This is a genomic window from Corallococcus sp. AS-1-12 (assembly GCF_020036995.1).
Lineage (GTDB): Bacteria > Myxococcota > Myxococcia > Myxococcales > Myxococcaceae > Corallococcus.
Genome location: NZ_JAIQDD010000003.1, coordinates 1 through 25,380, shown reverse-complemented (window position 1 = coordinate 25,380; position 25,380 = coordinate 1). Strand labels below are relative to the sequence as shown.

The 25,380-nt window shown below is 70.7% G+C and carries 23 protein-coding genes; 7 read left to right on the top strand and 16 right to left on the bottom strand.

Annotated features, from left to right (window positions below; genetic code table 11):
* The 5 genes from K8556_RS04890 to K8556_RS04870 form a co-directional block, all read right to left on the bottom strand.
* Window positions 1-861: an alpha/beta fold hydrolase gene (locus K8556_RS04890; protein ID WP_223738847.1), complete on the bottom strand. Its 861-nt coding sequence runs from the start codon at window positions 859-861 to the stop codon at window positions 1-3.
* Between the two features lie 154 nt (window positions 862-1,015).
* Entirely contained in the window at window positions 1,016-3,820 is a 2,805-nt protein-coding gene (locus K8556_RS04885; RefSeq protein ID WP_223738846.1) for a YncE family protein, read from the bottom strand.
* Between the two features lie 113 nt (window positions 3,821-3,933).
* Window positions 3,934-5,187: a hypothetical protein gene (locus K8556_RS04880; RefSeq protein WP_223738845.1), complete on the bottom strand. Its 1,254-nt coding sequence runs from the start codon at window positions 5,185-5,187 to the stop codon at window positions 3,934-3,936.
* 106 nt (window positions 5,188-5,293) lie between these two features.
* A complete protein-coding gene (locus K8556_RS04875; RefSeq protein ID WP_223738844.1) occupies window positions 5,294-6,028 on the bottom strand; it encodes a hypothetical protein in 735 nt (244 codons plus the stop codon).
* Between the two features lie 2 nt (window positions 6,029-6,030).
* Entirely contained in the window at window positions 6,031-6,672 is a 642-nt protein-coding gene (locus K8556_RS04870) for a carboxypeptidase-like regulatory domain-containing protein (protein ID WP_223738843.1), read from the bottom strand.
* A 362-nt stretch (window positions 6,673-7,034) separates the two neighbouring features.
* Here K8556_RS04870 and K8556_RS04865 point away from each other — a divergent pair, with 362 nt between their 5' ends.
* The 3 genes from K8556_RS04865 (at window position 7,035) to K8556_RS04855 (ending at window position 9,076) form a co-directional block, all read left to right on the top strand.
* Complete coding sequence (locus K8556_RS04865) at window positions 7,035-7,634, top strand: hypothetical protein (RefSeq protein ID WP_223738842.1); 600 nt, start codon at window positions 7,035-7,037, stop codon at window positions 7,632-7,634.
* A gap of 18 nt (window positions 7,635-7,652) precedes the next feature.
* The gene (locus tag K8556_RS04860) at window positions 7,653-8,204 is read left to right on the top strand and encodes a hypothetical protein (protein ID WP_223738841.1); all 552 of its coding nucleotides are present in this window, start codon (window positions 7,653-7,655) and stop codon (window positions 8,202-8,204) included.
* Between the two features lie 92 nt (window positions 8,205-8,296).
* Window positions 8,297-9,076 carry a lytic transglycosylase domain-containing protein gene (locus K8556_RS04855; RefSeq protein WP_223738840.1) on the top strand — a complete coding sequence of 260 codons (780 nt, stop codon included), beginning with the start codon at window positions 8,297-8,299 and terminating at the stop codon, window positions 9,074-9,076.
* A 29-nt stretch (window positions 9,077-9,105) separates the two neighbouring features.
* On the opposite strand, the gene K8556_RS04850 is transcribed toward K8556_RS04855, so the two are convergent.
* Window positions 9,106-9,879, bottom strand: coding sequence for a glucosamine-6-phosphate deaminase (locus K8556_RS04850; RefSeq protein WP_223738839.1), 774 nt, complete (start codon window positions 9,877-9,879; stop codon window positions 9,106-9,108).
* A gap of 229 nt (window positions 9,880-10,108) precedes the next feature.
* On the opposite strand from K8556_RS04850, the gene K8556_RS04845 reads away from it, so the two are divergent.
* From K8556_RS04845 to K8556_RS04835, 3 genes are all read left to right on the top strand, one after another.
* Window positions 10,109-11,146, top strand: a complete 1,038-nt coding sequence (locus tag K8556_RS04845; RefSeq protein WP_223738838.1) for a 6-phosphofructokinase — start codon at window positions 10,109-10,111, stop codon at window positions 11,144-11,146.
* 104 nt (window positions 11,147-11,250) lie between these two features.
* On the top strand, window positions 11,251-12,885 hold the full coding sequence (locus K8556_RS04840) for a long-chain fatty acid--CoA ligase (RefSeq protein ID WP_223738837.1): 1,635 nt from the start codon (window positions 11,251-11,253) through the stop codon (window positions 12,883-12,885).
* 84 nt (window positions 12,886-12,969) lie between these two features.
* Window positions 12,970-13,506, top strand: coding sequence for an FHA domain-containing protein (locus tag K8556_RS04835; RefSeq protein WP_223738836.1), 537 nt, complete (start codon window positions 12,970-12,972; stop codon window positions 13,504-13,506).
* Here K8556_RS04835 and K8556_RS04830 read toward each other — a convergent pair whose 3' ends face one another.
* Together K8556_RS04830 and K8556_RS04825 are read right to left on the bottom strand one after the other, a co-directional pair.
* Window positions 13,507-14,208, bottom strand: a complete 702-nt coding sequence (locus tag K8556_RS04830; RefSeq protein WP_223739273.1) for a double-CXXCG motif protein — start codon at window positions 14,206-14,208, stop codon at window positions 13,507-13,509.
* An 18-nt stretch (window positions 14,209-14,226) separates the two neighbouring features.
* Window positions 14,227-14,883 (bottom strand): TIGR02269 family lipoprotein, encoded by a 657-nt coding sequence (locus tag K8556_RS04825; protein WP_255651401.1) that lies wholly within the window; start codon window positions 14,881-14,883, stop codon window positions 14,227-14,229.
* A gap of 169 nt (window positions 14,884-15,052) precedes the next feature.
* On the opposite strand from K8556_RS04825, the gene K8556_RS04820 reads away from it, so the two are divergent.
* The gene (locus tag K8556_RS04820) at window positions 15,053-16,225 is read left to right on the top strand and encodes a metallophosphoesterase (protein WP_223738834.1); all 1,173 of its coding nucleotides are present in this window, start codon (window positions 15,053-15,055) and stop codon (window positions 16,223-16,225) included.
* An 8-nt stretch (window positions 16,226-16,233) separates the two neighbouring features.
* Here K8556_RS04820 and K8556_RS04815 read toward each other — a convergent pair whose 3' ends face one another.
* The 8 genes from K8556_RS04815 to K8556_RS04780 all read right to left on the bottom strand — a co-directional run bounded on the left by K8556_RS04815 (window position 16,234) and on the right by K8556_RS04780 (window position 25,048).
* Window positions 16,234-19,434 carry a CHAT domain-containing tetratricopeptide repeat protein gene (locus K8556_RS04815; protein WP_223738833.1) on the bottom strand — a complete coding sequence of 1,067 codons (3,201 nt, stop codon included), beginning with the start codon at window positions 19,432-19,434 and terminating at the stop codon, window positions 16,234-16,236.
* A gap of 105 nt (window positions 19,435-19,539) precedes the next feature.
* A complete protein-coding gene (locus K8556_RS04810; RefSeq protein WP_223738832.1) occupies window positions 19,540-20,184 on the bottom strand; it encodes a class II aldolase/adducin family protein in 645 nt (214 codons plus the stop codon).
* Window positions 20,181-21,296 (bottom strand): S-methyl-5-thioribose-1-phosphate isomerase, encoded by a 1,116-nt coding sequence (gene mtnA, locus K8556_RS04805; RefSeq protein WP_223738831.1) that lies wholly within the window; start codon window positions 21,294-21,296, stop codon window positions 20,181-20,183. The genes K8556_RS04810 and mtnA overlap by 4 nt, the downstream gene beginning before the upstream one ends.
* A 26-nt stretch (window positions 21,297-21,322) precedes the next feature.
* A complete protein-coding gene (locus K8556_RS04800) occupies window positions 21,323-22,207 on the bottom strand; it encodes an S-methyl-5'-thioadenosine phosphorylase (protein ID WP_223738830.1) in 885 nt (294 codons plus the stop codon).
* 34 nt (window positions 22,208-22,241) lie between these two features.
* Window positions 22,242-22,943, bottom strand: a complete 702-nt coding sequence (mtnC, locus tag K8556_RS04795; protein WP_223738829.1) for an acireductone synthase — start codon at window positions 22,941-22,943, stop codon at window positions 22,242-22,244.
* Window positions 22,940-23,485, bottom strand: a complete 546-nt coding sequence (locus K8556_RS04790) for an acireductone dioxygenase (RefSeq protein WP_223738828.1) — start codon at window positions 23,483-23,485, stop codon at window positions 22,940-22,942. Before K8556_RS04790 ends, mtnC begins: the two co-directional genes overlap by 4 nt.
* Window positions 23,482-24,111, bottom strand: coding sequence for a methylthioribulose 1-phosphate dehydratase (locus K8556_RS04785; RefSeq protein WP_223738827.1), 630 nt, complete (start codon window positions 24,109-24,111; stop codon window positions 23,482-23,484). Before K8556_RS04785 ends, K8556_RS04790 begins: the two co-directional genes overlap by 4 nt.
* A 124-nt stretch (window positions 24,112-24,235) precedes the next feature.
* A complete protein-coding gene (locus tag K8556_RS04780; RefSeq protein ID WP_223738826.1) occupies window positions 24,236-25,048 on the bottom strand; it encodes an alpha/beta hydrolase in 813 nt (270 codons plus the stop codon).
* Window positions 25,049-25,380: the final 332 nt, after the last annotated feature.

The window sequence follows — 25,380 nt, the reverse complement described above, 5'->3', positions numbered from 1 at the left end:
CTATTCCTTGAGGAAGGCCAGGAGTGCTTCGTTGATGACGTCCTTGTTGACGGAGCACATGCCGTGGCTGAAGCCGGGGAAGACCTGGAGCTTCGCGCCCTTCACGAGCGTGGCGGTGAGGCGCGCCGCGCCGTCGATGGGGACGATCTGATCGTCCTCGCCGTGCATCACCAGCGTGGGCACGTCGATGCGGGCCAGGTCCGCGCGGAAGTCCGTCTCGGAGAAGGCCTTCACGCAGTCGTACTCGGCCTTGAGGCTCCCCATCACGGCCTGGAGGCGGAAGCTCTCGCGCAGGCCTTCCGACACCTTCGCGCCGGGCCGGTTGAAGCCGTAGAACGCCAGGCTCAGCTCCTTGAAGAAGCTGGAGCGGTCCCCGCGCACCCCCGCGCGGATGTCGTCGAAGACCTTCATGGGCAGGCCGTTGGGGTGCCAGTCCGTCTTGAGCATGATGGGCGGCACCGCGCTGATGAGCACCGCCTTCGCCACGCGCGAGGTGCCGTGACGCCCGATGTAGCGCGTCACCTCGCCGCCGCCCGTGGAGTGGCCCACGTGGACGGCCTTGCGCAGCCCCAGCGCGGAGGTCAGCTCCGCCAGGTCATCCGCATACGTGTCCATGTCGTGGCCCGCCCAGGGCTGGGAGGACCGCCCGTGCCCCCGGCGGTCATGGGCGAGGGTGCGGAAGCCACGCTCGGACAGGAACAGCATCTGGTCCTCGAAGGCGTCGGACGTGAGCGGCCAGCCGTGCGAGAAGACGACGGGCTGCCCGTCCCTGGGGCCCCAGTCCTTGAAGTAGAGCCGCGTGCCATCGCGCGTGGTGAGGAAGTCGCCGGAAATCCGCCCCGTCTGCGTCTCGCTGGTCATGTGTCCGCCCTTCGCCGTGGGAAACCACCGTCCACGACGGTGCACATCGCCCCGGAAGCCGGGCATTGCCCCCGGGGTTGGGGCACCCCTGCTCCCCCTGAAACGACAAGCGGCCCGGGCAACAGGTGCCCGGGCCGCCGAGTGTCTTCCGCCGCTACGGGTGGCTGGCGGGGTCCGCGGGGTGGGTGCCCGCGGCCCGCTCATCGCCATCCAGGAAGCCGTCCAGGTCCCGGTCGATGCCCATGCGCTGGCCGGAGCCCGGCGGCGCGCAGGTGTACGTCAGCACGCCCTGGTTCGCGGCCACGCCCGAGCGCAGCGCCGCGGACGGCACCTGCGGCAGCGCCGCGCGGTCCGCCTTGAACTGCCCGCTGCCCAGGTAGCGGAAGCCCATCTCGTACGTGCCCGCGCGGCCCTTGGCCACCAGGTCGCACTCGCCCGCGTCCGCGCGCGCCATCAGCAGGTCGATGCGCGGACCCACCACCGCCGCGTTGCTCGCGGTGAGCGTCACCTGCTGCCCGACGATGGGCGCCAGGTTGGTCTCGAAGGCGAACATGTACTGCTCCATGTCCTTCTTCGCCTGGAAGCCCGCGGGCGTGTCCGGGATGCCCACCTGGTTGAAGAGGGGGTGGAAGTCGAAGCCGCTGTTGAAGAGGAACAGCGTGGGGATGGCGCCGTCGCTGTTGAAGCCCGTGCCGCGCACCTGGTCCCCCAGGAACGGATCCGCCGGCGTGTTGCCGAAGGGGAAGCCGGCGCCGAACATGCCGACCTTCTGGTACATGTTCCGCAGGTGCGGAACCTTGGGGAACAGCGGCTCCGCGTCGAAGGAGCTGAGGCCGTCCGTGCCGAAGAAGCCCTTGAAGGGACCCTCGCCCGGGTTGGCGTTCACGTCCACGCGGTGGCAGGTCTCGCACGAGCCCGGGAAGAAGCTGGTCGTGTTCGTGAAGAAGTCCTTGCCCGCCTGCTGGGAAGCCGTGAGCGAGTTGTCCAGCTTGCGGATGGGGTTGGGCGGGTAGACGACCTGGAGGATGAAGTCGGAGAACTTCCGCATCTCCGCCTCCGTCAACTGCGCGCTGCGGCCCAGCAGGTCCTTGAACGCGGGGTTGAACTGCTTGAAGGCCGCGGCCTCGTCGAAGGTGCCGCTGTTGGGCTGCACGCTGGGCGCGCTGTCGCCGCCGGTGCGGTCGCCGCGCCAGTGCATGGGGCCCTGGTTGGCCATGCCGCGCAGGCTCTGCGTGGACAGGGGGCCCTTCATCGGGTGGAAGGACGTGTCCTGGCCGAAGGTGGGGTCCGCGCCGAACTCCGGCAGCACCGGGACGATGGGGTTGAAGCTCGCCTTCACGTCACCGTCCGGGTTGCCCAGGTCCCACGTGGTGCTGTCGAAGTCGCCGAAGATGTGGCAACTGCCGCAGGACGCGTCGCCGTGGCTGGAGCTGTTGCGCGCGTCGTAGAGGAACGGGCGGCCCTGCACCACGCTGGCCGGCTCCGGGTTGAACATGGGCAGGTGCGCGACCTCCGTCTTCGTCGCGGTGTTGACGACGGAGATGGCGTTGTCGAAGCGGGTGAGCACGTACAGGCGCCCCCGCGCTTCATCCAGCACCAGGCCGGTGGGGCCGCCGCCCGTCAGCGAGACCTGGTTCGCGGTGGAGGGCGTGAAGGTGCCGGACTCCAGTTGGGAGGTGGCGTACACGCCCAGCTTCGACGAGCCGAACGCGGCGACCCAGAGCGTGGCGCCGTCGGACGTCACGGCCATGCCCGTGGGCTGCGCGAGGCTCTTCTCGCTCTCCGCGTTGGGCGTGGGCGCGCAGCAGGCCGCGTAGTCGATGTGCGTGTTGAGGTGGCGGGGCGTGACGGTGGGGGCGCCGGGGCCGCCCAGCACGGTGATGCGGCTCTCGTGCAGGTGGCCGCGCAGGCTGCTGCCCGTCATCGTGCCGGGGCCCTCGAAGCGCAGGTCGTTCCGCGCTTCGGTGTTGCTCACGTAGACCTTCCCGCTCACCGGGTTGACGGCCATGTTGAACAGGATGGTGCCCACGCCCGCGTAGGTGCCCGCCGCGCCGGACACCTGCACGGGCGGGTTGGCGTTGGCGGAGATGGCGAAGACGTCCTTGTCCGGCAGGGAGAAGCGGACGGCCCCGGTCCACGGGCGGCTGAGCACGTCCACCCAGTCCTCGCCGTTGTGCTTCACGATGACGGAGACCTCCGGGGCGGGGATGCCCTGGTGGTTGACGTTGGGGCCGGGGACGCCGCCCGCGGACTCACCGCCGTTGGGCACCAGGCTCTCGTGGACCACGGTGGTGCGGTTGCCGGAGTGGAACGCCGCCGCGTACACCCGGCTGCCGTCCGGCGTGGCCGCGAGCGCGCGAGGCGTGTCACCGAACAGGGTCAGGCGGGTGAGCGGCGTGCCGCCCAGCGTCGTGCCCAGGTTGTCCGAGTCGAACACCCAGACGTCCGCGCGGCCCACGCCCGGCGTGGTGAGCTGGGGGTCGAAGCCGGTGTTCTGGCCGCGGTGCGCGGCGGTGATGAACGCGCGCTTCCTGCCGGTGCCCGCGAAGACGATGTCGCGAGGCTCGTCGCCCACGAGCAGCGTGCGCGTCACGCTGCCGCCCTGCCCGTCCGCGTCCACCTTCACGACGCTGACGCTGTCGGACAGGTGATTGACGACCCAGACCTCGCTGTTGGTGCGCACGGCCACGGCCACGGGCTCCAGGCCCACCGGCACGGAGCCCTTGTGGGTGAGGCCGCTGGCGCCCACCTGGAAGATCTCCAGCCGGTTGTCGGGCGTGTTGACGGCGTAGAGCCACTGGCCGTTGGGAGACAGGGCCAGGGGGCGCACCTGGCCGCTCTCGAAGACGGTGAAGTGCTGCGCGTGCGACGGGCCGCCCATGGCGAGGCCCAACAGCAGCGTCGCCGCGGAGGCGGTGCGAGTGAAGACGCGGCGCACCGCCGGGTGTCTGGCTTTCATGATGCCTTTCGGGAAAGGGGCTGGGGACCCCGGCTTCGCTTGAAGTGAGGGGATGGCGCAGGAAACGCCATCCCTGTGTACGCAGTGAAGGGGGTTCCCTGGTCGGGCCGCCTTCAACGAGGCCAGTCGCGCAGGAGCCGTTCAGCGGCGTCCTGCTGGTCCCAGTTCACGCGGCCGGTCAGCGTCAGGCCCCGGTGCTCGACGCGGATTCGCCGCCACACGGGGGAGCCCGGCACGTAGCGCGCATCCGCGCGGGCCCACGCCACGCCGCCGGTGGCCTCCACCATGCGCGTCACGCAGGCGTCGAACTCCGCCTCCGGAAGCCAGCGCAGCGCGTCCAGCACCAGGTCGGAGTCGAAGCCGCGCAGCGTGGACGGATGACCGGTGACGGCGCGGAGGGACTGGGCGCCCCGTCCCTCCGGGATGAAGGAGAGGCCCTGGGGTCCCAGCACACAGAAGCCCTTGCGCTTGCCGAGCCTCGCGGGGAACACCGCCACGGTGTCCAGGCGCACGCCCGCCCGGGCCGCGCCGCGCAGGGGAGGCTGACGGTGCAGTTCGATGAGCAGGGCCAGCTCGGGCGCCTCCCAGAGGGAGCGCGCGCGCCACCGGCGGTCACCGACCACGCACACATCCCAGGCCCGCTCCACCCGGACGCCGCCCTCCGCGATGGTTCCCAGCCGCACCTCCTGGGTCTCCCCGAGGAGCGGCTTCCACAGCAGCCGCTCGCTGGTCAGCCGCGTATGCCCCGAGCGCAGCAGGTCCCAGACCGCGGGGGCCATGGCGATCGCCATGAACAGGAACCCGGCCAGCTTCTTCAGCTCGGGAGGCGCCAGGAGGACGACCGCGAACGCCGCGCACAGGCTGACGGCGAGGCGCCAGCCGTAGTGCGCGGGCAGCTCCGAGCGCAGCCGTCTTGCTTTGTCCCGCCGCTGGAATCGCTGCGCGAAGGCCTCGTGGACGAGCACCTCGCCGGGCTTCAGCTCCCAGCGCACCACCTGGCGCACCAGCGCATCCAGCCGCGTCAGCGCCTGTTCCAGCGGGATGTCCTTGGGCGCGACCGTCAGGACATCCAACCTGCGCCGGGCCAGCCGCGTCAGCCGCTCCCGCCGCGCCGACAGCTCCCGGGCCGCCTTCAATACAGGCATGTCGTCCGGCCAGGCCTCCTGCACCGCGCGGCGCTGGACGCGCTCCAGCGCCTCCTCCACCGCCTGCGCTTCAGCCACGAGCGCGGGCACCAGCTCCGGACGCCGCGCCAGCGCCCGCCGCCACCGCCGGCCGGACAGCGCCTGCTCCAGCTCCAGGTGCGGACGCCGCGCCGCCGCGAGGACCTCCGCGCGGCCCTCCAACTGACGCTCGACGTCGGCCACCGTGAGGCCTGGCGGGACAGCGCTGGGACGTGACCGCTCGGGCATCGCGCGCGACAGCATAGCCCCGCGCGCACCTACCTGGCGGATGCGCGCCAGCCCCACGCCGCTACTCCACCGTCGGCCCCAGCTCCAATCGCTCACACTGACGCAGCATCTCCTCCGCGTCGGCGGGTTCGTCGGGCGAGGAGGAGCCCGCCTCCGACCAGGGCACGGATGGCTGGTCCGGCGTGCCCAGCGACTCCTTCAGGAGCGCGATGAGGTCCCTGGCGGGGTCCCTGGGAAACGACGTCACCGCCTGCAACGGCCGAGGCGCGACGGGCGGTGCGTCCGGCGGCTCCTCGCATGGGAGCGCCGCGGCCTGGAGCAGCAGCGCGGGCGACGGCGGCGGGGCCACCACCGCCACGGGCTCCGCGGGCAGCAGGTCATCCGGGTCGAAACCGAAGGGCACCCGGGGCACCATCCGGAGCGTCACGGGCTCGCGCTCCACTTCCGGCGCATCCCCCTCCTTCGGGATGCACCGCAGCGTGTTCAAGCGGGGCGTGGGCGCCTCCGGGAACACCGGCGTGGACACCATGTCCGCGTGCTCCTGCGTCAGGAATTCCTCCCCCCTGGGAGGCCACAGGGGCACCGGCAGCAGCACCACCGCGGGCTCGCGCAGGGGCAACGAGCGGACCCGCGCGCCTCCCAGCTCCACCGCCGCCTTCGCCACCGCGGCGGCATGCTCCGCGAGCACCCGCTCCGCCCAGGTCTTCACCCACCGCGCCAGGGACAACACCCAGGCGAGGTGCCGCCGCGCGCGGGGCCGCGCCACCACCGCCTCGGCTGGCGGACCCGCGAGCATCGTCACTCCTCCTTCACCGGCATCCGGATGATCACCGGCGACGTCCCCGTGGCCAGCCCCTCCGACTCCACCGACAACAGCTCCCCTTCCGCGCGCACCTCCAGCCGGCCCAGCGACCCGCCCTGCGGCAGGTGCGCGAAGTGGAAGTGCCCCTGCGCGTCCGTGCGCGTGCTCAACTGCAACGAGGGCAGCGCCACCCACGCGTCCGGGATGGGGACGTCGCCGGGCCCCACCACCCGACCCAGCAGGGGGGCCGGCGCACAGCCCCCTTCCACCAATGACAGACATCGCACCTCCGCCAGGGGTTGCTCCTTGCGCACCTGCACCCGCAGGCGGAACGCCGGACGCGGCACCGAACGCAGACCCGCCCACAGCGCCGCGGGCACCGGGCTCAAGTCCACCTCCAATTCCTTGTCGCCCATGGCCGCGAAGACCAGGTCTCCCAACAGCCGGTGCGCGCGCTCGGGCGTCTCCGCGCCCACCGTCACCAGATAGCAGACGGTGAACTGCAGCGCGCCCCGCTTCCCCGCCCGGGTCAGCGGCGCCGGCCCCAGCTCCAGGAGATAAAGACAGACACCCCGCTCCAGGGCCTCACGGTCGGGCACGCCCAGGTGCACCGGCGCATCCGTGGCAATGCGTCCCACCCACGCTTTCATGCGCAGATCGACTTCGTCGATCATCCTTGGCCCCCCGGTTCCCGGCCCTGAATGCCACGTCACCGTTTCCTTTCATCATACGCTCGCATCCGGTGGTTTGGATGCACATCGCCCACGGGAGTGAAGGGGACGTCCTTGATTTGACAGGCATTGCGCGCATTTCCCGAGTCCTGGGTGACCACCCAGCGTGTCGGGAACCGGGCAGTCCCTCCACCGCGGGTCGCGGCATCCCGGAAAGCCCGTACGGGTTTCGCGTGAGGCCCTTCATTTCCCGCTCGCCTTCCGCGAAGAATGGCCGCTGGGCCGGCATTCACCGTGGAACTTTCGTCATGACGATGGACTCTTCTTCCTTGAGACGACGACACCCCTCCCTCCGCTCCTCCGGCATCGCCCTGGGGTGCATGGCCGTGTTGGGCAGCGCCACTCCGGCGCTCGCCCAGGACGACGCGCCCCACAAGGTGGGCCTGCTGCTGGACGCGGGCGCTCCGCACGGCATCGGCGTGTCCGCCGTGGTGCGCCCCACGAACTGGCTGCGGCTGCAGGCGGGCCCCACCACGAACACGCTCAGCATCGGCGTGCGCGGCGGCCTGAGCATCCTGCCCATGGACACCTTCATCGCGCCGTCCCTCAACGCGGAGGTCGGGCACTACTTCGGCTCGGAGTACAGCGAGGTGCTGGACTGGCTGGGCCGTGAGCCGAGCGCCACGTCGGAGGCCATCCGCGACGTCACCTACAACTACGTGACGGGCAGCGTGGGCCTGGAGGTGGGCACGCGGAGCCGCTTCAACTTCTTCCTCAACGTGGGCCTGAGCTACGTGGCGATGACCGTGCCGGACCCCACGCCGCTCATCCAGGACGCCTCCGGCGACGACAGCGTCACGTCCGGACCGCTGCACCTGCGCGCCACCATCCCTTCGGTGAAGCTGGGCTTCATCGTCTACTTCTTCTGAGCCAGGAGCCCATCCACCATGCGAACGAAAACCTTCCGCACCCTCCTGCTCGCTGGCGCCGTGGCCCTGTTGGGCACGGGCTGTGATTCGCTCTTCACCGTCGAGGTGGAGGCCGAGCGCATCTGCAAGAACGAGAACGACCTGTCCTTCCCCGCCTCCCCGCCCCTCGCCGGCTCCGTGGAGCAGTCCTTCACCATCCCGCTGGGTGACTTCGCCAGCGCGCTGCCCGCGGACGCCGACGTGGAGACGGAGCTGCGGCTGAAGCTCTTCGACGCCACCGCCAGCACGGACATCAGCGGCATCGAGCGCGCCAGCCTCTCCGTGCGCAAGCCGGGCTCCGCGGAGTACGTGCTGCTGGGCGAGTTCCGGCGCACCGGCGCCGGGAGCGCCACGAACAAGCTCCAGCTCACCAGCAGCGGCGCGGTGGACGTGCTGGACCTGGCGAAGCAGGAGGAGCTGGAGTTCCTCTTCCAGGCCACGGGGACGCCCCCCACGCAGTCGTGGACCGCGGACGTCGAGGTCTGCGTGGGCGCCAAGGCGCGCGCCAACTACTTCGGCCTGCTGTTCTGAAGCCTCCACTCCCGCCCCGGCCAGAGGACGCGGCCGGGGCGGCGGGTGGCCGGAAGCTGGACGGGGACGCGCGGCGCCCTTAAGTGGGGAGGGTGGGACGCAAGCGGGCCGTGGGCGGCATCGAGATTCCGGGATGGGCGTGGCTGGTGCCGTGCGCGCTGGTGCCCGTGGTGCTGCTCAACCTGGGCGTGGCGTGGCTGGGCGGGACGCAGGTGTCGCCCCTGTCCTTCTCCTTCCTCCAGACGAAGGCGCGCGCGCTGGGGGCCTACGTGGCGCACCGGCCCGAGTGCGTGCTGGACGGCCACCCGCCGCTGGAGCCGCTCATCGAGGACACGGAGCGCCGCCACGGGATTCCGCCGGGGCTCCTGAAGGCGCTCATCCAGGTGGAGTCGGAGACGCGGGTGCACCGCATCTCGCCCGCGGGGGCCATGGGGCCCGGGCAGCTCATGCCGGACACGGCGGCGCTGATGCGGGTGGAGGACCCCTTCGACCCGGCGCCGTCCGTCGACGCGAGCGGGCGCTACCTGGCCGAGCAACTGCGCAGGTTCCGCGACGTGCGGCTGGCCGTGGCCGCGTACAACGCGGGCCCGGGGTCGGTGAACGGGCGCGTGCCGCACAACGGAGAGACGGAGTTCTACGTGGCCAAGGTGCTCGCGGCCTATGAGCATACCCGCCCGAAGGCGCCGGCCGTGGCGAAGCGCCCGGCCGGCTCCGCGGCTCCGGCCAAGGCCCCCGTCGCGCGGAAGGCCCGTCCGCCGGACGCGCCCTCGAAGCCGTCCACCGCGCCGAAGGCGAAGGCCCCCGTGAAGCCCGCGACCCGCCCGGCCGCGGGCAGCAAGCCTCCCGCGAAGCTCGCCTCCGCGACACGCTAGGGGCGAGCGCCGGGGGAGGCCCCGCCGCGTCAGCTCCCGCCGTCGCGGGGCCGGACCGCTTCCAGCTTGCGCCCGTGCAGGCCGCTGGCCGCGCCCGTGTCCAGCCACAGCTCCACGTCGCGGTGGAGCTGGAGGAACGACGCGGGGCACCGGGGCGTGAGCGGGCCGTGCACCATCGCCGTCACCGCCGCGGCCTTGTTCACGCCGAACGCGAGCACCACCACCTTGCGCGCCTGGAGCACCGCCGCCATGCCCAGCGTCAGCGCCGCCATGGGCACCTTCGACGGGTCATCCCCGAACGCCATCACGTGGGACAGCCGCGTCTCCCGCGACAGGCGCGCGCGGTGGCTCGTGGCCGTCAGCACCTCGCCGGGTTCGTTGAACGCGATGTGCCCGTTGGGCCCCACGCCCAGCAGCAGCAGGTCCAGCCCCCCGGCCGCCGCGAGCGCCGCGTCATAGCGCGCGCACTCCGCCTCCGCGTCCGGCGCGCACCCGTCGAAGAAGTGGATCCGCTCCGTTGACAGATTCACATGCCGGAACAGGTGCCGGTCCATGTACGCGCGGAAGCTGCCCGGGTCCTCGGGCGGCAGGCCCAGGAACTCGTCCACGTTGAACGTCGTGGCCCGCGACAGGTCCAGCGCCCCCCGGGCCGCCAGCGCCGCCAGGCTCCGGTACACGTTGAGCGGCGAGCGCCCCGTGACGAGCCCCAGCACCAGCTCCGGCGTGTGACGCACCGCCTCGGCGATGCGGGCCGCGCAGGGGGTGGCCGCCTCCTGCTCCGACTGGAACACCCGTAGGTCCATGGGCCGGCCAGCATATGCCGGCCTCCCCGCCCGGATCGCCGGCCCCCCAGCCGCCCGGTGCGTGGCGCCGCGCGGCAAGGCCACCCGCTCCCGGGAATGACACGTGAACACGGCCGGCGATTGACAAGCCCGGTCCCCCGCACGCCCGGGGACCGGGGAAGGTTTCCCACGGGCATTGCGCGCAATCCGTCCTCACGCGCGGAGGCCGGGTCGGGCTAGAACCGGACCCATGAAAGTCGCCGTGCTCACCGGCGGGGGTGATTGCCCCGGCCTCAATGCGGTCATCCGAGCCATCGTCCGCCGTGCCAGCGAGCACGGCTTCGAGATGATGGGCCTGCGGGATGGATGGAAGGGCCTGCTGGATGACAACCACTTCCGCCTCACGCGGGAGACCACCTCCGGCATCCTCCACCGGGGTGGCACCATCCTGGGCACCTCGCGCGTCAACCCGTTCAAGGTGGAGAACGGCCTGGAGCGCGTGAAGCGCGCCATTGAACGCAACGGCATCCACGCGGTCATCGCCATTGGCGGCGAGGGCACCCTGTCCGCCGCCACGCGCATGTCCCAGGAGGGCCTGCGCATCGTCGGCGTGCCGAAGACCATCGACAACGACCTCAACGGCACGGACTTCACCTTCGGCTTCGACACCGCGGTCGCCATCGCGACGGAGGCCGTGGACCGGCTGCACTCCACCGCGGAGTCGCACAAGCGCGTCATCGTCTGCGAGGTGATGGGCCGGCACGTCGGGTGGATCGCCACCTACGCGGGCATCGCGGGCGGCGCGGACGTCATCCTGGTCCCGGAGATCCCCGCGGACCTGGAGGCCGTGGCGCAGCACCTCCAGCGCCGTCACGCGGGCGGGCGCACCTTCTCCATCGTGGTGGTGGCGGAGGGCACGCGCATCAAGATGTCCGCGGAGCAGACCGAGCAGCTCGTCACGACGGGCGCCCTGGACGAAGCGGGCCGCCCGCGCCTGGGCGGCGTGGGCAACATCGTCGCGGCGGAGATTGAGCGGCGCACCGGCTTCGAGACGCGCGTCTCCGTGCTGGGCCACATCCAGCGCGGCGGCGCCCCCACGGCGCACGACCGCGTGCTCGCCACCCGGTTCGGCGTGCATGCGTGCGACATGGTGGCCCGGGGCGAGTTCGGCAAGATGGCCGCCCTGCGCGGCAACGAAATCGTCAGCGAGCACCTGGCGGAGGCCACCCGCGAGCTCAAGCGCGTGCCCCGGGAGTTCTTCGAGGTCGCGCAGGTTTTCTTCGGCTGACATTGACGTGATGCGCCATGCCTGCCCCCACCAGGAGTGGAGGGCATGGCGCCGTGCATCCGGTAGCATCTGGCCCTTCCCCCTCTCCCGAAGGGATGGTGTCGATGCTCCCCGGTCGCATGATGGACTTCCCGCTCACCCTGACGCACTTCCTGGAGCGGGCGCGCTCCTATTACGCCGCGCAGGAAATCGTCAGCCGCAAGCCGGACAAGTCCCTGCACCGCTACACGTACGCGGACTTCCACCAGCGCGTCTGCCAGTTGGCGAACGCGCTCACGCGGCTGGGGGTGAAGCCCGGGGACCGCGTGGCGTCGCTGAGCTGGAACCACCACCAGCACCTGGAGGTGTACTTCGGGGTGCCGGCGATGGGCGCGGTGATGCACACGCTCAACCTGCGGCTGCACCCCAACGACCTGGGCTACATCGCGCGCCACGCGGAGGACACGGTCATCGTGGTGGACCGCTCGCTCCTGCCGCTGGTGGAGAAGTTCGAGAAGGCCGCCGGGAGCCTCAAGCACGTCATCGTCATCCCGGATGACGGGCCGGTGCCGGAGGGGCGGCTGGACTACGAGAAGCTGCTCGCGGCGGAGTCGCGCACGTTCGAGTTCCCGCGCCTGGATGAGAACAGCGCGGCGATGCTCTGCTACACGTCCGGCACGACGGGCAACCCGAAGGGCGTGCTCTTCAGCCACCGCTCCATCGTGTTGCACACGCTGGTGTGCTGCATGCCGGAGGTGCTGGGGCTGAGGGAGTCCGACACGGTGCTGGCGGTGGTGCCCATGTTCCACGCGGCGGCGTGGGGCCTGCCCTTCGACGCGTTGCTCACGGGCGCGAAGCAGGTGCTGCCGGGGCCGCACCTGGACCCCCAGTCACTGCTGGAGCTGATGCAGAACGAGAAGGTCACGGTGGCGGGCGGCGTGCCCACCATCTGGCTGGGCATCCTGGCGCAGTTGGACCGCGAGCCGGGCAAGTGGGACCTGGGCCGGATGCGGCACATGGTGATTGGCGGCTCCGCGGCGCCGCCGGCGCTGATTGACGGGTTCCGCAAGCGCCACGGGCAGAACGTGCTGCACGCGTGGGGCATGACGGAGATGAACCCGGTGGGCACGCTCGCGCGGCTCAAGGGGGACCTGCACACGGCGTCGCCTGAGACGCAGTTGGAGGCGTACGCGTCGCAGGGCTACTCCGTGCCGTTCGTGGAGACGCGCCACGTGAGCGACACGGGGGAGATTCTTCCCTGGGATGGCAAGGCCATGGGCGAGCTGGAGGTGCGCGGGCCCATGGTGGCGGCGTCGTACTACGGCGACGAGGGCAAGGATCGGTTCACGAAGGACGGGTGGTTCAAGACGGGCGACGTGGTGACCATCGACCCGGCGGGCTACCTGCACATCACCGACCGCAGCAAGGACGTCATCAAGTCCGGCGGCGAGTGGATCAGCTCCGTGGCGCTGGAGAACGCGCTGATGGCGCACCCGTCCGTGCTGGAGGCGGCGGTGTTCGCGGGGCGGCACCCCAAGTGGGACGAGCGGCCGCTGGCGGCGGTGGTGTTCAAGCCGGGGCAGCAGGCGACGAAGGCGGAGCTGACGGCGCACCTGGAGAAGCAGTTCGCGAAGTGGTGGCTGCCGGATGACATCCTCTTCGTGACGCAGATTCCGCGCACGTCGACGGGGAAGTTCCTGAAGATGAAGCTGCGGGAGGACTACGGCGACCACCTGATGAAGGCGCCGGTCACGTCCTGAAGTGGCTGGAAGGACCGCCGGGCATCTGACACTGGGAGTCCGTGGCTCGCGCACGAGCGGGGCTGGGGGTAACGTGACGGCGTGATGCCTTCCGTCCAACAGCTCCGCCCGTTCGCCTACGCGCCCGTCCAGGCGTTCCTGCAAGCCTCCGGACCGGTGGTGCTGATCCAGCAGCCGCCGGAGCCGGTGTTCCAGCAGGTGGCGCTGCGGCTGGCGGAGGCGCGCACGGTGGGGATGGCGCACCGCTCCCGGCTGGTGGACCGGCTGCTGGTGATGCTCCAGGCGTTCGATTCGCTGGAGGTCCACTTCCTGGGGCCGGAGCGGGACGGGCAGGAGCTGCGGGTGGGGCGGACGGAGGGGTGCGCGCTGATGGTGCACGACCCGTCCGTGTCGAAGCAGCACGCGGTGCTGCGCTGGCACTCGGCGCAGGGGACGTGTTCGGTGCAGGACCTGAAGTCCATGAACGGCACCTGGCTGAACGCGGCGGAGCTGGGCGAGGGCGAGGAGCGGATGCTCGCGGACGGGGACGCGCTGGCCTTCGGGGACGCGCAGTTCCTGTACCTGAGAGCGGAGACGCTGCACTCGCACCTGCGGCTCGCGAGCCCGGGTGGAGGGATGTGACTACTCGGCGGGCAGTTCGCGGTAGTGCACGTCGCTGGGGCCCAGGCGCTGCACGGTTTCGACGAAGCGCTCGCTGACGACGCGGGGGTTGGCCCCTTCGATACCGAAGACGTCGAGGCCTTCCGGAATGGAGGAGCGCAGCAGCCAGCGTTTCGGCGGCAGGTCGAACATTTCGGGTCGACCGCATACGAGACACGGGGGAGTCTTGAACTCGCCGATGCAGTCAGGGTGCAGCTTCGCCAGCGGCCGGGCTTCCAATTCGTAGAGCGCGGGCATCGTGCTCCGACGGGACTTGAGCTCCATCCGGACCGTGATGACACCTTGGAGCCCTTCGGCTTTGAGCAATTCAACCGCGTCTTCACGAAGGAGCACTTGCCACGAAGGGTAGCAAGTCACCGGGCCGAACCTTCCGCGCGCTGTCCCGCTCATGGGACCGAAAGAGGTCCCCCCCTCCAAGGGAATACCTGGCGGAAGAAGGGGCCGCACCAGGGCAATCAGTCGCATGTACTCCGCGAAGCCCGTGGGGCCTCGGACCTTGTCGAATGCGGGCTCAGCGAGGGCCGAAAGGTCCACGGAAGGATATGCCCCCATTCCCACCCAGGTTCCGCAACGAGGACACTCGACGCCCGGCAGATGCCACCTGTGGCGCGCCCGATACTCTCCGCTCCATTGGCCCGGCTCGTCGAAACGCAGGCTTTCCATCGAAAAGTAGCGCACGGCTCAGTCCTCGACTGGCAGGGGAAGAAGGTCCACCTTCTGCCAGTAGGTCATCGTCAATCCGAAGAGCCCGTACTTCTGGAGCATCCATCCAGCGTGCTCGAAGTACGTCGGGATATCGGCCCGCCTGCCTCGTGTACTGAGGAATTCGAACCAATCAGCGTTCCAGGGGCCTCCGCGTTCGCCTTTGTGGATCCGGGCATGCACTTCCGCATCGATCGCTATCACGTATTGGTGGATGTCGATGCCCTTCCGCTCGAAGTCGTCCTTGAACGCCTGCGGGAAGATGTGGTGCCGCTCCTTCGGCCGCTTCGCCCACTCCTGTTGCGCCCTCTCGCGGCGTAGCTCGCTGGGCAGCTTCTCCCGCCGGTGCCAGCGGAAGACCATGACGGGCACCGCGTCTCGCGGCAGGCCCTGCGCACTTCCCCAGGTCCGCTGCGGACCGCTGCCGGGTGCCACGAAGATGGGCGCCACCGGCATGGCGCCTCGCGTCCGCACGATGCGCTTCTGCGCCAGGTCCTCGCACCGGAACAGCGCGCAGACGTCGTCCTCGCAGACCTGCGTGAGGCACTGATCCTCTTCGCTGGCTTCGCACTCCCGTGACGACCCGTCCGAGAGATACGGCCCGGGCGCGGAAGCGCACCCCAGCAGCAGCACCAACCACAGCCACCCGACGCAGAGACCGGCTCCAGAGCCTCTTCTCATTTTTCCGTTATTACACGTTAAGTTCCGTGAAGCCCAGGAGGCGAGCAACCCGGTCTCAGGGCACAGCGCGCTGTCAGGGGAGCCGTTATCCTCGGGGCTCCTCACACCCGAGAGCGCGCACACCATGGGAAGGCTGTTGGTCCTGCTGTTCGTCTACCTGGGCGCGTACCTCGTGCTGCGCAGGCTGTTGCCCGCTGTCACCCGGGGCTGGCGCCATGGCGTGCTGCTGGGGCTCTCTGGCTTCGCGTTCGCGGCGTGGACCGTGCCCGCCGTCACCGGCTACGGCCTGCACCACACGCCTCCGGCCCTCGTGCCGGTGAAGCTGTTCGCCGTGGTGTGGAGCATCGCCGCGCTGCTGGTGATGCTGATGGGCCCGCCGTTCCTCATCCTCAAGCTGCGCTCGGAACGGAAGCGGCAGGCCGCGCCTCCGGGCGTGGACCTGGGGCGCCGGGACCTCCTGCTGAAGGCCGGTCAGGCCATGCCCGTCCTTGCCATCAGCGCCAGCGGCGTGGGCGTCGTGGGCGGCAGCGTGGGCTTCACCGTTCGAGAGGTCGAGGTGAAGCTGCGCGGCCTCCCCGCCGCGCTCGACGGCTTCCGCATCGGGCAGATCACCGACGTGCACGTGGGCCCCTTCATCTCCCCCGAGTACCTGCGCGGCGCCGTGGAGGTGATGAACACCGCCGGTGTGGACCTCCAGGTGATGACCGGTGACCTCATCGATGACGTGAATCAAATCGACGAGACCATGGCCGCGCTCGCCTCCACGACGGCCCGCCACGGCATGCTCGCGGTGCTCGGCAACCATGAGCACTGGCGCGGGCTCGATGAAGTCCTGGGCGGCTACGCACAACTGGAACAGCGGGGCGCGCCGGTCCGGCTGCTCGTGGATGAAGCCCATGTGCTGGAGCATGGCGGTCAGCGCCTGCGCGTGGTGGGCGTGGACTTCCCCATGTCCGGCGCCAGCCGCACCGGGCGCGACCGGCGCTGGCAGCGCTCCGCGGAGACGTCCTTCAAGGACGGGAACCCGGACGACGTGGTGCTCTGCCTCTCCCACCACCCGGACTTCTTCCCCTACGCCGCCGAGCGCGGCGCCCGCCTCACGCTCTCAGGCCACACGCACGGCGGACAGGTGGCCTTCCTGGGAGTGCCGCTGTTCGGCTTCGCCTTCAAGCACATGCTGGGCCGCTACCGCTTCAAGGACAGCCACCTCTACGTCTCCGGCGGCACCGGGCACTGGCTCCCCTTCCGCATCGGCGTCCCGCCCGAGGTCACCCTGCTCACGCTGCGCAGCGCCTGAAGCGCGGGCTACCGCCGCGCGTCCGCGTCGAGCCATCGCAGCGGCGTATCCCGCCCCATGGCGATGAACGGCGCCCAGTAGTGCGGATGGGGCTGCGCGACTCGCAGCTCCCGCATCGCCTCTCGCAGCGCCGTGGCCAGGCCCTCGCCTCCGAGCAGGTGGCGATAGTAGGTCTCCATCAACGTGCGCGTCGTCGCGTCGTCCACCTTCCAGAGGCTCATCACCACCGTCTCCGCGCCCGCCACCAGGAAGGCCCGGCGAAGACCGTAGACGCCCTGCCCTCGCCGGACCGCGCCGCGCCCCGTGTCACACGCGGACAGGACCACCAACTGCGTGCCCCACAGGTCCAGCCCCGCCAGCTCCAGCGCCGTCACCAGCGCGCTGTCGGACGCGCTCGCCTTCTCCATCTCCCCCGCGAGCAGCAGGCCCGAGCGCAGCAGCGGATCCGGCGGGCGCGCGGCCTGCGGGTCCTCGCCCAGCGCTCCGAAGGTCGCGACGGCTCGCGCGTTCTCCGGCGCGGCGGCGTCCTCCAGGAAGAAGCCGTGGGTCGCAAGGTGGAGGATGCCCGGCGTGCTCAGGTGCAGCAGCCGCTCCTTCGTCGCCTTCGGGCCCAGGAACAACTGCGCCTGCGGGAACAGGCGCTGGATGGCCTCCGCCTCCTCGCGCGAGCCCGGCAGCGGAACCGGCGCCCAGTCGCGCGCCACCAGGTCCTCACGGCGCAGCGACGGCGAACGCTCCGCCACCACGGGCGCGCCTCCCGCGGAGGCTTGCATCCCCGTGTTGAAGGCAGGATCCGCCAGCACCACCACCGAGGACGCGGGCCTTGGCTGCTGCGGCCGGGGCAGCAGGTCCTTGCCGGACGTCACGTAGGTGAAGTCGTAGCTGTCCACCAGGTACTGCCGCCCATCATGCAGCGCCGCGAAGGGCACCAGCGCCAACTGACCGTCCGGTGAGAGGAAGAGGCGGCGGGCCTTGCCCAGCAGCGGGAGCAGCGGCTGGAACGCGAGCCGGTACAGCGCGTGGGCGGAGTCCTCGAAGGCCGCGTCACGGCGGGCCAGCGCGTCCCGCAGGCTGGAGGCCGCGGCCTCGATGGGCGCCGCGGGCCCCAAATCCAACGCGCGGATGTCCCCGTCCGGCCGGAGCACCAATGCCAGACAGCGGAGCTGGGCCGTGCCCGTCCCCAGCACGAGGGGACGGTCCTCGTAGGTGATGAACTCCACGAGCGCGCCATCCTCCGGCAGGGCGCCAGCGACGCGGTCGACGATGTCACCGGGCGCGGGCAGCGCGGCCAACGCGCGCAGCGGCGCGGAGCGGCTGGCGAGCGTCGTCTCCAACGCATCGCCCTGCTCGGTCAGCGCCGTGAGCTGCCGCTGGTAGGCGGACGGCGTGAGCGCGCCGGGCCCGTGCAGCGAGAGGCTGGCCAACTGGGTGCGCAGCTTGCGCAGCCGCTCGAAGGTGCCGCGCTCCTCCGCGCCCAGGCTCCGGTAGACCGCTCGGGAGATGTCCGCGGTCTCCTCCACGGAGCGGCCCTTGAGCAGCAGCGCGGCGCTCAAGGCCAGACGCCGCACGGCCGCGGAGTCCGGGTGCGCGCGCACGAGCGCGTAGAGCTGCTCCTCGTCCGCGCGCAGGTGCTGGAGGAAGCTGGCCAGCCGCGCCTCGGAGAACTCGAGCGCCTCGCGGCGCAGGCGCTGCTCGGAGACTCCAAACGCGCGCGTGAACAAGGGCACCGCGTCATCCAGGCGCCGCTGCGCCAGGCGCAGGAGCGCCAGGTTGTTGAGCGACGCCGCGAGGTCCGGATGGTTCCGGCCCAGCACGGCCTCACGAATCGCCAGCGCGCGCACGTAGAGCGGCTCCGCCTGGGTGTACTTCCCCTGGTCCCGGTAGAGGGTGGCCAGGTTGTTGAGCGAACCGGCGACGTCCGGGTGGTTCCGGCCGAGCACCTCCTCCCAGAGGGCCAGCGCCCTCGCGTAGAGCGGCTCCGCCTGGGTGTACCGCCCCTGCTTCCGGTACAGGGTGGCCAGGTTGTTGAGCGAAGCCGCCACGTGCGGGTGGTGCCCGCCGAACGCCTTCTCCCAGAGGGCCAGCGCCCTCGCGTAGAGCGGCTCCGCGCGGTCGTACCGTCCCTGCGCCTGATAGAGGGTGGCCAGGTTGTTGAGCGCGGCCGCCAGGTCCGAGGGGCTGCCGTCCGTCGCCGCCTCCCGGATGGCCAGCGCCCTGGCGTAGAGCGGCTCCGCGCGGTCGTACAGCCCCTGGTCCTGATAGAGATTGGCCAGGTTGTTGAGCGAGTCCGCGACCAGCGGATGCGTCCTGCCCAGCGCCTCTTCCCGGATGGAGAGCGCGCGCAGGCCCAGCGGCTCCGCCCGGCCGTACTGCCCCTGGTCCTGGTAGAGCGTGGCCAGCGTGTCGAGCGAGTCCGCGACCAGCGGGTCCTCCTTGCCCAGCGCCGACTCGCGCAGCGCGAGCGCCCGCACGTAGAGCGGCTCCGCCCGGCCATACAGCCCCTGCTCCCGGTAGAGCAGCGCCAGGTTGTTGAGCGAGTCCGCCACGGTGAGGTGGTGCTTGCCGAGCACCGTCTCCCGCAAATCCAGCGCGCGCGAATAGAGCGGCTCCGCCCGGCTGTAGAGCCCCTGCTGCTGGTAGAGGTTGGCCAGGTTGTTGAGCGACTCGGCGTAGGCGGACTGGTTCTCGCTGAGCGTCACCTCCTGGCTGGCGAACGCCCCCATGCGGCGGCGCTTGTCCAGGCTGAACAGGTTGTTCGTCCGCCGGGACAACGCGTGCCCGTGGTCGTAGAAGCCCCCGGCCTGACGGTCCGTCTCCATGGTGGGCGAGGCGGCGAAGCTGAGCAGCGAAGCCACCGTGACGGACTTCGCCGCGTCGTCGTTCACCACCGCTTCCCGGAGGGCCAGCGCGCGCTCGTGGAGGACGCCCGCCCGCGCGAAGTCCCCCTGGAGGCGGTACACCTCGCCCAGCAGGTTCAGGCAGTAGGCGACGTCCGGATGCGAGCCCCCGAGCACGGCCTCCCGCAGCGCCAGGGCCTGCTCACCGGGCGCCACGGCCTCCGCGTAGCGGCCCTCCTCGTAGAGCGTCGCGGAGCGCTCGTAGGCCTGGAGCGCCTCCGTCAGCCGCGGATCCGAGGGCTCCCGCCCCGCCGGCATGAGCGAGGCACACCCCAGTGCCATCATCACCATGCACCCGAGAACCCACCGCATGCCGACTCCTCCTGGAGACCGGGGGTGACCCATCCGTCTCCCCCCTGTCCGACTTAGAGGCAGGGACCCCGGGAATCATGCAGGAACGTGTGCGCGGAGCACTTCCTACTGGCCATACCCCCGGAATTGCTGGAACACGCGCTCCATTTCGGCGTCGTCCAGCACCACGGGTTCGCCCACCTGGAGCGCGCGCCAGTACATGGCCGCGAGCGTCTCCACCTCCACCGCCAGCTTCCAGGCCGCCGCCAGGTCCGCGCCCATGGCGACCATGCCGTGGTTGGCCAGCAGGCACGCCTTGCGGCCCTCCAGGGCCACCATCATGTGCCGCGCCAGCTCCGGCGTGCCGAAGGTGGCGTACTCCGCGCACCGGATGTCCGTGCCGCCCGCGGCGGACACCATGTAGTGGAAGGCGGGGATGCCCCGGCGCAGGCACGCCAGGGTGGTGCTGAACATGCTGTGCGCGTGCAGCACCGCGTTCACCTCCGGCCGCGCCTGGAGGATGTCCCGGTGAAGCTGCCACTCGGTGGACGGCTTGCGGTGGCCCTCGTGCGAACCGTCGAAGCGCATGAGGACCAGGTCCTCCGGCGTCATCGTCTCGTAGTTCATCCCGGACGGCGTGAGGAGGAAGCCGCCCTCCACGCGCTGGCTCAGGTTGCCGGAGGTGCCCTGGTTCAGCCCGGACGTGTTCATCCGCCGCGAGGTGGCGACCATCGCCTCGCGCAAGTCCTGGTGGTCCCCCGCCCCGCTCACTTCGCCGCGCTCCGCTGCGCGCGCCGCTCCGGAAAGAGGGACAGCATCCCCTCCTCCGTCGCCGGACACACGCCGCGATCCGTGATGAGCGCCGTCACCAGCCGCGCGGGCGTCACGTCGAACGCGTAGTTCGCGGCGGGGCTCCCCGGAGGCGTGATCCGCACCGTGGCGATGTCCCCCGACGGCAGCCGGCCCGTCACGTCGCTGAGCTCCGCGCCGTCGCGCTGCTCGATGGGGATCTCCTTCACGCCGTCCTGGATGGTCCAGTCGATGGTGGGCGACGGCAGCGCCACGTAGAAGGGCACGCCGTTGTCCTTCGCGGCCAGGGCCTTCAGGTACGTGCCGATCTTGTTCGCCACGTCCCCGCGCGCCGTCGTGCGGTCCGTGCCGACGATGCACAGGTCCACCTCGCCGTGCTGCATCAGGTGGCCGCCGACGTTGTCCGCGATGACCGTGTGCGGGACGCCGTGCTGGCCCAGCTCCCACGCCGTCAGCACCGCGCCCTGGTTGCGCGGGCGGGTTTCATCCACCCAGACGTGCAGGGGCAGGCCCGCGTCGTGCGCCAGGTACATGGGCGCCAGCGCCGTGCCCCAGTCCACCGTGGCCAGCCAGCCGGCGTTGCAGTGCGTGAGCACGTTGAGCCGCCCCTTGCGGCCCTTCTTGTCCCACGCCTCCTGGAACAGCTTCAGCGCGTGCTCGCCGATGGCGCGGTTGATGGCCACGTCCTCGTCGCACAGCGCCGCCGCGTGCCGGTACGCCGCGGCCACGCGCTCGGACGGCTTCAGCGGCGCGAGCACCTGGCGCATCCCGTCCAGCGCCCAGTGCAGGTTCACCGCCGTGGGCCGCGTGGCCCGGAGCATGGCGAGGGCCTTCTCCAGCGCGCCGTCGGACGCGTCCTGCCGCATGGCCAGACACACGCCATACGCCGCCGTGGCGCCGATGAGCGGCGCGCCGCGCACCAGCATGCTGCGGATGGCGTGGCCCGCTTCATCCGCCGTGGACAGCTTCACCTTCACGAACGCGTGCGGCAGGCGCGTCTGGTCGATGACGCCGACGCTCCAGCCGTCGGACTCGACCCAGATGGAGCGCATCGGAACGCCTTGGACTTTCATCGCCGTGTCTTCCTTGTTCCGTGCGTTCAGCGCTTGAGGACGCGGCCCGCCACCGCGGAGAGCTTCTCCACCATGGCCGGGTCGCGCGCGTCGGGCGACGTCATGATGGCGTGCTCCAGCGCCGTCTGGCAGCCGGCCTTGCACAGGGCCGTGTGCTGGCTCACGAGCGGCGCGATGTTCTTCACCAACCCGCGCGCCTTGCCCGCGTTGCCCAGCAGCACCGAGACCACCTGGTCCACCGTCACCGCGTCGTGGTCCGGATGCCAGCAGTCGTAATCCGTGACCATCGACACGCTCGCGTAGCAGATCTCCGCCTCCCGGGCGAGCTTGGCCTCCGGCATGTTGGTCATGCCAATCACATCGCAGCCCCACTGCCGGTACAGCTTGCTCTCCGCCAGCGTGGAGAACTGCGGGCCCTCCATCACCAGATACGTGCCGCCGCGCACGACCTGGATGTCCAGGCCCTCGCACGCGGACATCACCGCGTCGCCCAGGCGCGAGCACGTGGGCTTCGCCATGGACACGTGCGCCACCAGCCCCTGGGAGAAGAAGCTCTTCACGCGCGCGAAGGTGCGGTCCACGAACTGGTCCACCACCACGAATGTGCCCGGCGGCAAATCCTCCCGCAGGCTGCCCACCGCGGAGACGGAGAGGATGTCCGTCACGCCGCTGCGCTTGAGCGCGTCGATGTTCGCGCGGAAGTTCAGCTCCGAGGGCGGAATCTTGTGCCCGCGCCCGTGGCGCGGCAGGAACACCACCGGCTGGTCGCCGATGCGCCCGAAGCAGAACTCGTCCGACGTCTCACCGAACGGCGACGACACCCGGCGCCACGAGACATCCGTCAGGCCATCAATCTGATACAGGCCGCTGCCGCCGATGATGCCCAGCACGGGCTTGTTGGAACTCGACATGGGGAGGGACTCTGCTCCTGGAAGAGGAATCAATTCAAGACACGTGCGCGAACGGGTCGAGCGACGTGAAGTCGTGGAACACCGGGTGCCCGTGGCCGGGCGGCAGGGCCACCTCGCCCCGGTCCAGGGCCGCGGTGCGCAGGCCCGCCTGCTTCGCCGCGTCCAGCTCCGCCGTGTTGTCGGAGAGGAACAGGATGTCGCCGGGAGGCAGCTCCAGCGCCTGGGCAATCTTCGTGTACGACGCCGCCTCCACCTTGGGGCCGGTGGTGGTGTCGAAGTAGCCGGAGAACACCGGCGTCAGGTCCCCCTCCACGCTGTAGCCGAAGATCAGCTTCTGCGCGGCGATGCTGCCGGAGGAATAGACATACAGGCGCATCCCCTTCGCGTGCCATTCGCGCAGGGCCCGGGCCGCGTCCGCGTGGACGTGGCCCTTGATTTCGCCGCGCGCGTAGCCTTCCTCCCAGATGAGCCCCTGGAGCGTCTTGAGCGGCGTGGCCTTGCGGTCCACGTTCAACCAGCGCTGGAGCAGCGCGACGGTGCCCACCTCGTCCAGGCCGGGCTCGCCCGCGAGCGTGCGGGCGTCCGACAGGCACTGGCGCACGGTGGCCTGCTGGCCGTGCGTGGCGACGTACTCCGCCAGGTGCTTCCGGGCGAAGGGGAAGAGCACGTCCTTCACGAAGGCGATGGAGCTGGTGGTGCCTTCGATGTCCGTGACGACCGCCTTGGGGGCACTCACGGCGCGTACTTCGGGAAGCGCTCGGCGATGGTCTCGCCGGTGAAGTGGCCCACCCAGCCGTCCGGGCGGATGAAGAAGCGGATGGCGGCGAAGCGGGGCTTCTCGCCCATGTCGAACCAGTGCTTCATGCCCTCCGGCACGCTGATGAGGTCGCCTCGCGTGCACTCCACCTGGAAGACCTTGTCGCCCGCGTGCAGGTAGAAGCAGCCGCTGCCCTCCACCATGATGCGGGACTCGTCCTCCGTGTGCTGGTGCTCGGAGAGGAACTTCTGGCGGGCGGCCTCCACGTTGGGGGCGTCCGGCTTGATGCGCGCCACGTCCACGGTGTTGTAGCCGTGGGCCTTCATCTCCGCGTCCACGATGTGCTTGTAGGCCGCGAGGACCTCCTCCTGGCCCGCGCCGTCCGGCAGGTCCACGGACGCGTCCACGCGCTCGAAGCGCACGCCCGCGGGCTTCAGCTCGCGGCGGATGTCCTCGGGCTCGGTGAAGACGCCCAGCGGCGCCTCCGGCTGGTGGTCGTGGTAGACAATCAGCTTGCTCATCGCCGCACCTTCATCTTCTCGAGTTCGTACGTCAGCAGGTGTTCCAGCGCCACCACGTGGCGGCGGGCCTCGGCCATGCTCCGGCCCCAGGTGTACAGCCCGTGGCCGGCGATGAGATACGCGACCAGGTCCGTGCGCTTCTGGAGCATCGCGGTCACCTTGTCCGCGAGCCGGGGGATGTCCTGGTCGTTGGGGAAGATGGGGATGGACACCGCGGCCTCGTGCGTACGCGTGTCGCCCAGGGCCTTGAGCAGCTCGAAGTCCTGGAGCACCAGCTCGCCTTCCGCAAGCCGCAGGTTCGACAGGAGCGCGGCCACCACGGAGTGCGTGTGCAGCACGGCCTGCGCCTCCGGCCGGTCGCGGTAGAGCTGCAGGTGCAGGGGCGTCTCCGCGGACGAGCCCCTGGGCGGCGGCGCGTGGATGTCCGCGACCAGGATGTCCGCCTCCACCAGCTCGCCCTTGTCCACGCCGGAGCGGGTGACGGCGGCGGTGCGGGCATCCAGCCTGCGGGAGAAGTTGCCGCTGGTGGCGGGCACGAAGTTGCGCACGCTCAGGAAGCGGCCCACTTCGACGATTTCACGGGCCGCTTCGGACAGGGTCGCGGCGGGGGCCGGGTCGATGCTCATCCATCCCTCGGGGGAGCTTGAGGACGCGATGAAACATCGCGTTGATGACACGGAGCATAGTCCGGCGATCGCTGGTAGGCGCAAGGGAACGCAACGCAGGACGTCATGCGTCCTGCCGCCCTGCTCAGGTCCCGTCGAGCGCGAACGTGGCCAGCCGCGCGAACTCCTGCAGCCCGTCCCGCTCCAGCACGTCGTTGTGGCCGGCGCCCGGCACGGTCACCACGCGAGCGTGCGGGAAGCGCTGGCCCAGCGTGCGGCCCATGTCCACGGGGACCACCTCGTCCTGCTCGCCGTGGATGATGAGGACGGGGATGGGGATGTGGGGGGCCTTGTCGAGCGACAGGTAGCGGTCACGCATCAGCAGCGACGCGGGCAGGAACGGGAGGGTCCGCTGGCCCATGGCGACCATGGACGTGTAGGGGGACACCAGCACCATGCGTGCACCGTATCCGCGCCGGGCCATCTCCACGGCGACGCCGGTGCCCAGGCTGCGCCCGCTGAGCACGATGTCCTCCGGCTTCACGCCCTGCTCGCGGAGGAACTGGAGCGCGGCCTCCGCGGACGCGTACAGGCCCGCCTCCGAAGGGCTGCCCGGCGACGCGCCGTAGCCCGGGTACTCCACCGCGAGGAAGCCCAGCCCCGCGTCCCCGAGTGCCTGGCCCAGGCCCTGCTGCCACAGGAGCTGTTCGCCGTTGCCGTGGAAGTGCACCACGGTGGGGGCGCCCGGAGGCGCGGGCAGGTAGAAGCGGTCCACGTTGAGGCCGGTGGCCAGCGGCACCACGCCGAAGCCCGGCTGATCACGCAGCGCCGAAGGCTCCGCGAGGGGCGCGGGGTAGATGAGGGACCGCTGCGCGGCGAAGGCAAGCGCGCACAGCGAGAGGTACAGCATGCCGGCGATGAGGACGAAGGCCATGAGGAGGCGGCGGAGGCGTTGCACGCGGACACTCCATCACACCGCGCGCTTCCGGGGCGACACCCGGGCACTGAAGAGGTGCGGCCGCCACGTCACCGTTGGCGCCTGGGGCGTTGAGGAAGGCGTGCTTCGCGCCCGCGAAAGTGGAGCGCTCTGAAGAGGCGGCGGCTGCTTCACGACGACCGCACGCCTCGGAGCGAACTCTGTCCGCCGGATGAGAAGGTGAGAACCCCACGAGGGCACACCTGTGGCGGAGCAGCTCGCGAAACCTGTCCGACTGGAGGTCTGCGCGGAATAGCGAGGCCAGTTGGCCGGCTGCCAAGCGACAAGGGGGACAGGAGCTTCGAGCACAATGC